Source organism: Bradyrhizobium sp. JYMT SZCCT0428 (assembly GCF_018131075.1).
GTDB lineage: Bacteria > Pseudomonadota > Alphaproteobacteria > Rhizobiales > Xanthobacteraceae > Bradyrhizobium.
The window spans coordinates 215,866-222,273 of record NZ_JAFCLS010000008.1 but is presented as its reverse complement, the minus strand read 5'-3'; the positions used below and the strand labels follow the sequence as shown (position 1 = coordinate 222,273).

Sequence of the window (6,408 nt, the reverse complement as noted above, 5' to 3'; positions counted from 1 at the left end):
CGCCAATGCCGTAATCAGGTCGGGACAGCCTTGGAAAGGCGCTGCCGCCTCTTGACTCTCAACACGGTAGATCCCGGGTCAAGCCCGGGACGACAGGAAACTACACCTTCTCTTCTGCCAGCGCCTTCTGCACGGCGGGCCGGTCCTTCATGCGCTTGAAATGGTCGGCGACCTTCGGCAGTGTCGCGATGTCGACGCCGTCGCCTTCCAGCCATCCCGTCAGCGTGAACAGATAGGGGTCGCAGATCGTGTAGGTCTCGCCCATCATCCATGGGCCCTTGAGCATCTTCTGCTCAAGCAGCGCAAAGACCGCACCCATGCTTTTCGGAAGCGTCTTCTTCATGTCGGCGAAGGAGGATTCTTCCGTGGCCCAACGGTAGCCACGCCCCTTATGGGAATGCGCCACGTGTACCGTCGAAGACAAATAGCTGTTGATGGCCTGCACCTGCGCGAACGCAAAGGGATCATCGAGCGGCGCCAGCTTCGCCTTTGGAAAACTCTGCGCGATGTAGGCCAGCATCGCCACGTTCTCGGTCAGGACGCCGCGATCGGTGACGAGCGCCGGCACGCGGCCTTTCGGATTGATCGCCAAATATTCCGGACTTTGCTGCTGGTTGGTCTTGAAGTCGATCCGCTCCGCGGTGTAGTCGGCGCCGGCTTCCGCCAGCGCGATGTGGGTGGCGAGCGCGCAGGTGCCGGGGGCAAAATAGAGCTTGAGCATGTTGATCCTCACGGGTGATGCCTCAGGTTAGCGGCGCATTGCTGCGCCGTCTATCCCAGGCGAACCCTGAAGTGGCACTCACGCCGCGCGGGGCTGCAACTTGCCGTCGATATAGACGCTGACGATGGTGTCGTCGGCGGGATAAAACTCGGGCGCCACCGCCTGGATCTGGGCCTGGATGCATTTCCACGCACCGTTCTCGAACAGATATGTATCCGTGTACATTGTCATCCCGGTGACATCCTTACCATCGCGCCGCCGGATCGCCTTGTTGGTGGAGCGTACCAGCGCGACATCGCCGATGACGGTGATGAGTTCGTCGCGGACGTCCCAGTACGGGATCAGTTTCGGATCGAAGGCGGTCGCCCAGTATTTCAGATAGGTCGCCCGATCCCAGCGCTGTCCGGTCGGCCAGATGCTGATGAAGGCGGGGTGCAGGATGGCGTCGTGCGAGGCCACATCGTTGGTGATGAAATTATGGATGAAGCGGGCGTTCAGCGCGCGCAGTTCGTCCGTCGTCTCAGCGGATTGATGGTCACGTTTTGCCAATTGCATTTTTCATCTCCTCAATTTTTGTCAGAGCGCCATCGTGCGCGCCATCTCTGCGGTGGCGTCATCAGCCGGAAAAAAGCATTCGATCTTGATCTGTTGCAGCGCCGCGTCCGTCGGCATTGCGAGCGTCGTGAAGGTGGAAAAGAACGCGAGCCGGAAATCTCCTTTGGCGAGTTGCATGATCATGACGGGCGAGGTGGTCTGGGAATGGCGCGGAAGCCGCCATTCGGCGGGCAGCCCGGGATAGGCCATGATCTCGTCGAACAGCCGGGCGGCCGCGCGGCTGCCCTGCGCGACGTCGCGGTGCAGGATCTGGATCATCTGGCCGGCGAACTCTTCCCAGTTCACGATGAACTGCCGCAGGCCTTTTGGATGAAACATGACGTGCATGGCGTTGTCGGCAACGCCGGCTTCCATCCGGTAGGAATCGCGAAACGGCTTGAGCAGGCGCGCAGACCCCTGGTTGCGCATCCGAACGTCCCAGTGGCCGTCGACCACGATCCCCGGATACGGCTCCTGCTGCCGCAGCATGAAATCGAGCGCCTGCTGCACCGGCTGCAGATTTTCGGCCGCCAGTCCCTTGTCGCCATAGGGCGGCACGAAGCCCGCCGCGACATGCAAGGCATTGCGCTCCTCGAGCGGCAGATCGAGCGCGCTGCCGAGCAGTTGCACCATCTCGCGGCTCGGCTGCGACCGGCCGGTTTCGAGGAAGCACAGATGCCGCGCCGACACGTTGGCATCGCTAGCCAGTTCGATCTGGGTTAGCCTGCGCACGCTGCGCCAATGCTTCAGCAGGCTGCTGAAGTGCCCAGCCGCGGCATCGTGGGAATTGTGTGTCGGCGCGCTCATGTGAGGCAATCTAGACCATCAGGTCAGAACGGCAATTACCTCCGATGTAAGTGACAAGTCGACAATTCCCTGCAAGACTCGACCATGCGTTTGATCGTGCGGGAGAGCATTCATGGACGGCAGCGCAATCAGGGAAGTCGTGACACAGTACTTGGCGGCATGGAACGAACCGGAGGCTGCCGCACGGCAGGCGCTGCTTGAGCAATGCTGGAGCGACGGCGGCGTCTATCTCGATCCCAGGGTCTCGCTGACGGGACGGGACGAACTCGCCCGCCACATCGCTGCGATGCAGGCGTCGCGGCCGGGCGCGCGGCTGGAGTTCATCAGCGGCATCGATGTGCACCACAACGTGTTCCGCGTCCTCTGGCGCCTGGTGCGCGAGGATGGCAGCTGCGGCGACATCTCGATCGATTTTGGCGAGGTCGGCCCCGATGGCCGGGTGGTCAAGAACATCGGCTTTTTCGGCGCGCCGCCCCCGCTGGCGTAAGGTCTCGGAGGGGAATATCTGCCGGCTTTTCGCAGTTGCCCCCTGCCGCCCCTCATGTCATGACGCCCCTGAGGTAACAGAGGCGTAGACATGACCGTACTCATCGCCGGCGGTGGCATTGGCGGGCTGACGCTGGCGCTCAGCCTGCACCAGATCGGCGTTCCCGCACGCGTCTTTGAAAGCGTGCCGGAGCTGCGGCCGCTCGGCGTCGGTATCAACGTGCTGCCGCATGCGGTGCGCGAGCTGATCGAGCTCGGCCTGCACGACCGGCTCGATGCGGCCGCTGTCCGAACCAAGGAACTGGCGTATTTTTCCAAGCACGGCAAACCGATCTGGAGCGAGCCGCGCGGTGTCGAGGCCGGTTACAAATGGCCGCAATTCTCGATCCACCGCGGCACCCTGCAGCAGATCCTGCTCGACGCCGCGACCGAACGGCTCGGAAAAGAGAACATCCTCACCAGCCACCATCTCACCGGCTGGACGGAAAGCGCCGATGGCGTCCGCGCCGAATTCATCGACAAGGCGACCGGCAAATCTGCAGGCTACCATGACGGCGTATTGCTGATCGCGGCCGACGGCATCCACTCGGCGATCCGCGAAAGGCTTTATCCGCAGGAAGGCCCGCCGATCTGGAACGGCCGCATCCTTTGGCGCGGCATCACGAGCGCAGACGCCTTCCTGTCCGGCCGCACCATGATCATGGCCGGCCACGAGATCCTGAAATTCGTCTGCTATCCTATTTCGAAGGCGCCGGACGCCTCAGGCAAGTCTAGCATCAACTGGGTGGCTGAGCGGCACATGCCGCCGACCTATCAGTGGCGCCGCGAGGATTATAACCGGACCGCCAAGCTCGACGAATTCCTGCCCTGGTTCAAGGACTGGAAATTCGACTGGCTCGACGTGCCCGGCTTGATCCGCGATTGCCCGCATGCCTACGAATATCCGCTGGTCGACCGCGATCCGATCCCGCAATGGACGTTCGGCCGCGTCACGTTGATGGGCGACGCCGCGCATCCGATGTACCCGATCGGCTCCAACGGCGCCTCGCAGGCGATTCTGGATGCCCGCGTGATCACCCGCGAAATCCTGGCGCACGGCCCGACCAACGCCGCGCTCACGGCCTACGAGGCCGAGCGCCGGCCCGCGACGTCAGATCTTGTGATGCTGAACCGGCGCAACGGGCCGGAACAGGTGATGCAGATGGTCGAGGAGCGCGCGCCCGACGGCTATGAGGTCGTCACCGACGTGCTGTCGCTGCAAGAGCTGGAAGACATCGCGGCCAATTACAAGCGCGTCGCCGGTTTCCAGGTCGAAGGCCTCAACGCCAAACCGCCGATCGTGCAGCTCGGGCGCTAACGACTACCTGATAGCCTTCGCCATCTCAACCAGCCGCGCGCTGGTACTGGCGGTGGCGAGCAACGTGCCATCCTCGGCCATCAACCTGCCCTCGACGAAGGCGACGGTCTTGCCGAGCTGGGTGACGGTCGCTTCGCCGATCAGCTTGCCCGGCTTGGCCGGGGTTAGAAAATTCACGGTTATTGTGATGGTCGCGGTGTAGAGCCTGCCCTCAGACATGACGAGCACCGCCGGACCCATGGTGTCGTCGAGCATGGCGGAAAGAATGCCGCCCTGCACGAAACCAGCCGGGTTGCAAAAGTCCTTTCGGCCATCGAAGCCGATCCGGATCCATCCATCTTTGGGACGTGCGTCGAGCAAATGCCAGCCAAGCAGCTTGGCGCATGGTGGGGCCGTGAAATTGTCGAGTGCGGTTGCGATCATGAAATCCTCCTGATCGCTGCGTTGTAGCGGAGGCCTGCTGACAGCATGGTGTCAGCATGGCAAACACCGGTTCCGAAGTAGCGGACTATTTAAGCGCACGAGACCTCTGTCTCATCGCTCCATTTTCGAGATACACAACCCCGTTTGGGGCCGAACTGCTGATGAACTCAGCGACAAAGGCGCGCCCGATATCGTCCTGCTCAATCGTGCCAAAAGGCCCCGGAATCAGACGCCCCAACCAGGCCACATAGCGCGGCGTATGAGCATTGCCCGCGATAATTCCCGGACGAAAAATCGCGAGGTGTTGGAAGCCTATTCCTTGAACCGTCTCTTCTTTCAACCCCATGACCCGCACATAGCGAATCCTGCTTTTCGAGGTGCTTCCCACCGCGGAGAGCAGTGAAAACCGTGTGATACCTCCGGCCTGACAACCGCGGGCAAAGCCACCGACTACGCCAATTTCGAGGGCCTTTAATTCCTCCTCGCTCCACTTCAAGCTGCCTTTGCCGACACCAACACAGGATGCCCCATAGACAGGATCGCCTTGCGCAACCATGCTCTGCGCAAGCTTGGTCACTTCTGCAGGAAACAGAGCAGCTGCCGTATCCAGGATCACCTGCCGCACACGGGGATCAGCGCTCAGAGAGATCGCCCTGCGATTGACCATCACTACTTCAGCGCAGGACGGCTCTGCAGCCAGCGCGCGCACCACCGCAGCTCCCACCTGCCCGGTGCCACCGATGATCAAGACACGAAATACCATTCTTGGCCTTTTACTGTTTGGCGCTCCATCCACAACCGGATTTGGCGATGGCTTGCTAGAGATCCAGCCCGTGCGCGATCGCCTTGCGCATGACATTGGGCAAGGCTTCCCCGGCCAGCGTCGCGATCGGCACCCAGCGCATTCCCTCAGGCGGGCGCGTCCGCGCGGCCGCCTTCGCCGTGTAGATCACGAGCTCCAGCGGAAAATGCGTGAAGACATGCGTCACCACGCCCACCCTGCGATGCCATTTTGCGATCCCCTTCAGCGCCGGCGCCTGCTGCAAGGCCGCCTTGTCGTCCTGGCCGGCGAGCCAGTCCGAGCCCGGCACTTCGGTCATGCCGCCAAGCAGGCCTTTTTCCGCGCGGGTGCGAACAAGCAATTCGTCGCCCCGCGTGACGATGAAGGCCGCGCCGCGGCGCAGCGTTCCCGTCTTCTTCGGCGCCTTGCGCGGAAAAGTCTCCTGATCGCCGCGTGCAAGTGCCAGGCAATCGGCGTTCAGCGGACACAGCACACATGCCGGTTTTTTCGGTGTGCAAATCGAAGAGCCCAAATCCATCAGAGCCTGCGCGCTATCACCGGCGCGAGACTTCTCGTCACCGGCGCGAGAAGGACCCAGCAACGTTGCTGCGAGCTGCTGGATCAACGGTTTGGCCTGCGGCAGCGGTTCCTCGACCGCAAACAGCCGCGACACCACGCGCTCGATATTGCCGTCGACGGGCATGGTTCTGATGTCGAACGCAATCGCCGAGATCGCCGCTGCGGTGTACGGCCCGATGCCCGGCAGCGTGCGCAGACCTTCTTCGGTATCCGGAAACACCCCGCCATGGTCGCGCAACACCGCCACCGCGCAGGCGTGCAGATTGCGCGCCCTCGAATAGTAGCCGAGCCCGGCCCACATCCGCAGCACGTCATCGAGCGAGGCCCGGCCGAGGGCGGCGACATCGGGCCAGCGCGTCACAAACTTCAGGAAATACGGCCCGACAGTTTTGACGCCGGTCTGCTGCAGCATGATTTCGGATAGCCAGACCCGGTAGGGATCCGCGCGCTCCCCCGCCGGTGGCCGCCACGGCAGCACGCGGCGATGGCGGTCGTACCAATCGAGCAGCAACGCGGGACGATCGGAAGTCGCCTCAGGCACATCTCGTCGTTTGGTCTTGGCGAGCGCAACGGAACTCATGCCGACACTGTAATGGTTGGACACCAATCTCTCCACGTCACTCGCGCGCTTGTCGCGCGCATCCACGCCTTTCTTTGCCC

Annotated in this window: 8 protein-coding genes; 2 read left to right on the top strand and 6 right to left on the bottom strand. The window is 62.5% G+C overall.

Going from position 1 to position 6,408, the window contains the following annotated elements; all coding sequences use genetic code 11:
• Positions 1-100 precede the first annotated feature (100 nt).
• From JQ575_RS11190 to JQ575_RS11180, 3 genes are all read right to left on the bottom strand, one after another.
• A complete protein-coding gene (locus tag JQ575_RS11190) occupies positions 101-721 on the bottom strand; it encodes a glutathione S-transferase family protein (protein WP_212033248.1) in 621 nt (206 codons plus the stop codon).
• A 78-nt stretch (positions 722-799) separates the two neighbouring features.
• Positions 800-1,276 (bottom strand): nuclear transport factor 2 family protein, encoded by a 477-nt coding sequence (locus JQ575_RS11185; protein ID WP_212033247.1) that lies wholly within the window; start codon positions 1,274-1,276, stop codon positions 800-802.
• A gap of 21 nt (positions 1,277-1,297) precedes the next feature.
• Complete coding sequence (locus JQ575_RS11180; RefSeq protein ID WP_212033246.1) at positions 1,298-2,122, bottom strand: helix-turn-helix domain-containing protein; 825 nt, start codon at positions 2,120-2,122, stop codon at positions 1,298-1,300.
• Positions 2,123-2,234: 112 nt separating this feature from the next.
• On the opposite strand from JQ575_RS11180, the gene JQ575_RS11175 reads away from it, so the two are divergent.
• A complete protein-coding gene (locus JQ575_RS11175; RefSeq protein ID WP_212033245.1) occupies positions 2,235-2,609 on the top strand; it encodes a nuclear transport factor 2 family protein in 375 nt (124 codons plus the stop codon).
• Positions 2,610-2,699: 90 nt separating this feature from the next.
• The gene (locus tag JQ575_RS11170) at positions 2,700-3,965 is read left to right on the top strand and encodes a flavin-dependent oxidoreductase (RefSeq protein WP_212033244.1); all 1,266 of its coding nucleotides are present in this window, start codon (positions 2,700-2,702) and stop codon (positions 3,963-3,965) included.
• Between the two features lie 3 nt (positions 3,966-3,968).
• Here JQ575_RS11170 and JQ575_RS11165 read toward each other — a convergent pair whose 3' ends face one another.
• The 3 genes from JQ575_RS11165 to JQ575_RS11155 form a co-directional block, all read right to left on the bottom strand.
• On the bottom strand, positions 3,969-4,388 hold the full coding sequence (locus JQ575_RS11165; RefSeq protein WP_212033243.1) for a PaaI family thioesterase: 420 nt from the start codon (positions 4,386-4,388) through the stop codon (positions 3,969-3,971).
• An 85-nt stretch (positions 4,389-4,473) separates the two neighbouring features.
• The gene (locus JQ575_RS11160; protein WP_212033242.1) at positions 4,474-5,151 is read right to left on the bottom strand and encodes a hypothetical protein; all 678 of its coding nucleotides are present in this window, start codon (positions 5,149-5,151) and stop codon (positions 4,474-4,476) included.
• 55 nt (positions 5,152-5,206) lie between these two features.
• Positions 5,207-6,328, bottom strand: a complete 1,122-nt coding sequence (locus tag JQ575_RS11155) for an A/G-specific adenine glycosylase (RefSeq protein WP_212033258.1) — start codon at positions 6,326-6,328, stop codon at positions 5,207-5,209.
• Positions 6,329-6,408: the final 80 nt, after the last annotated feature.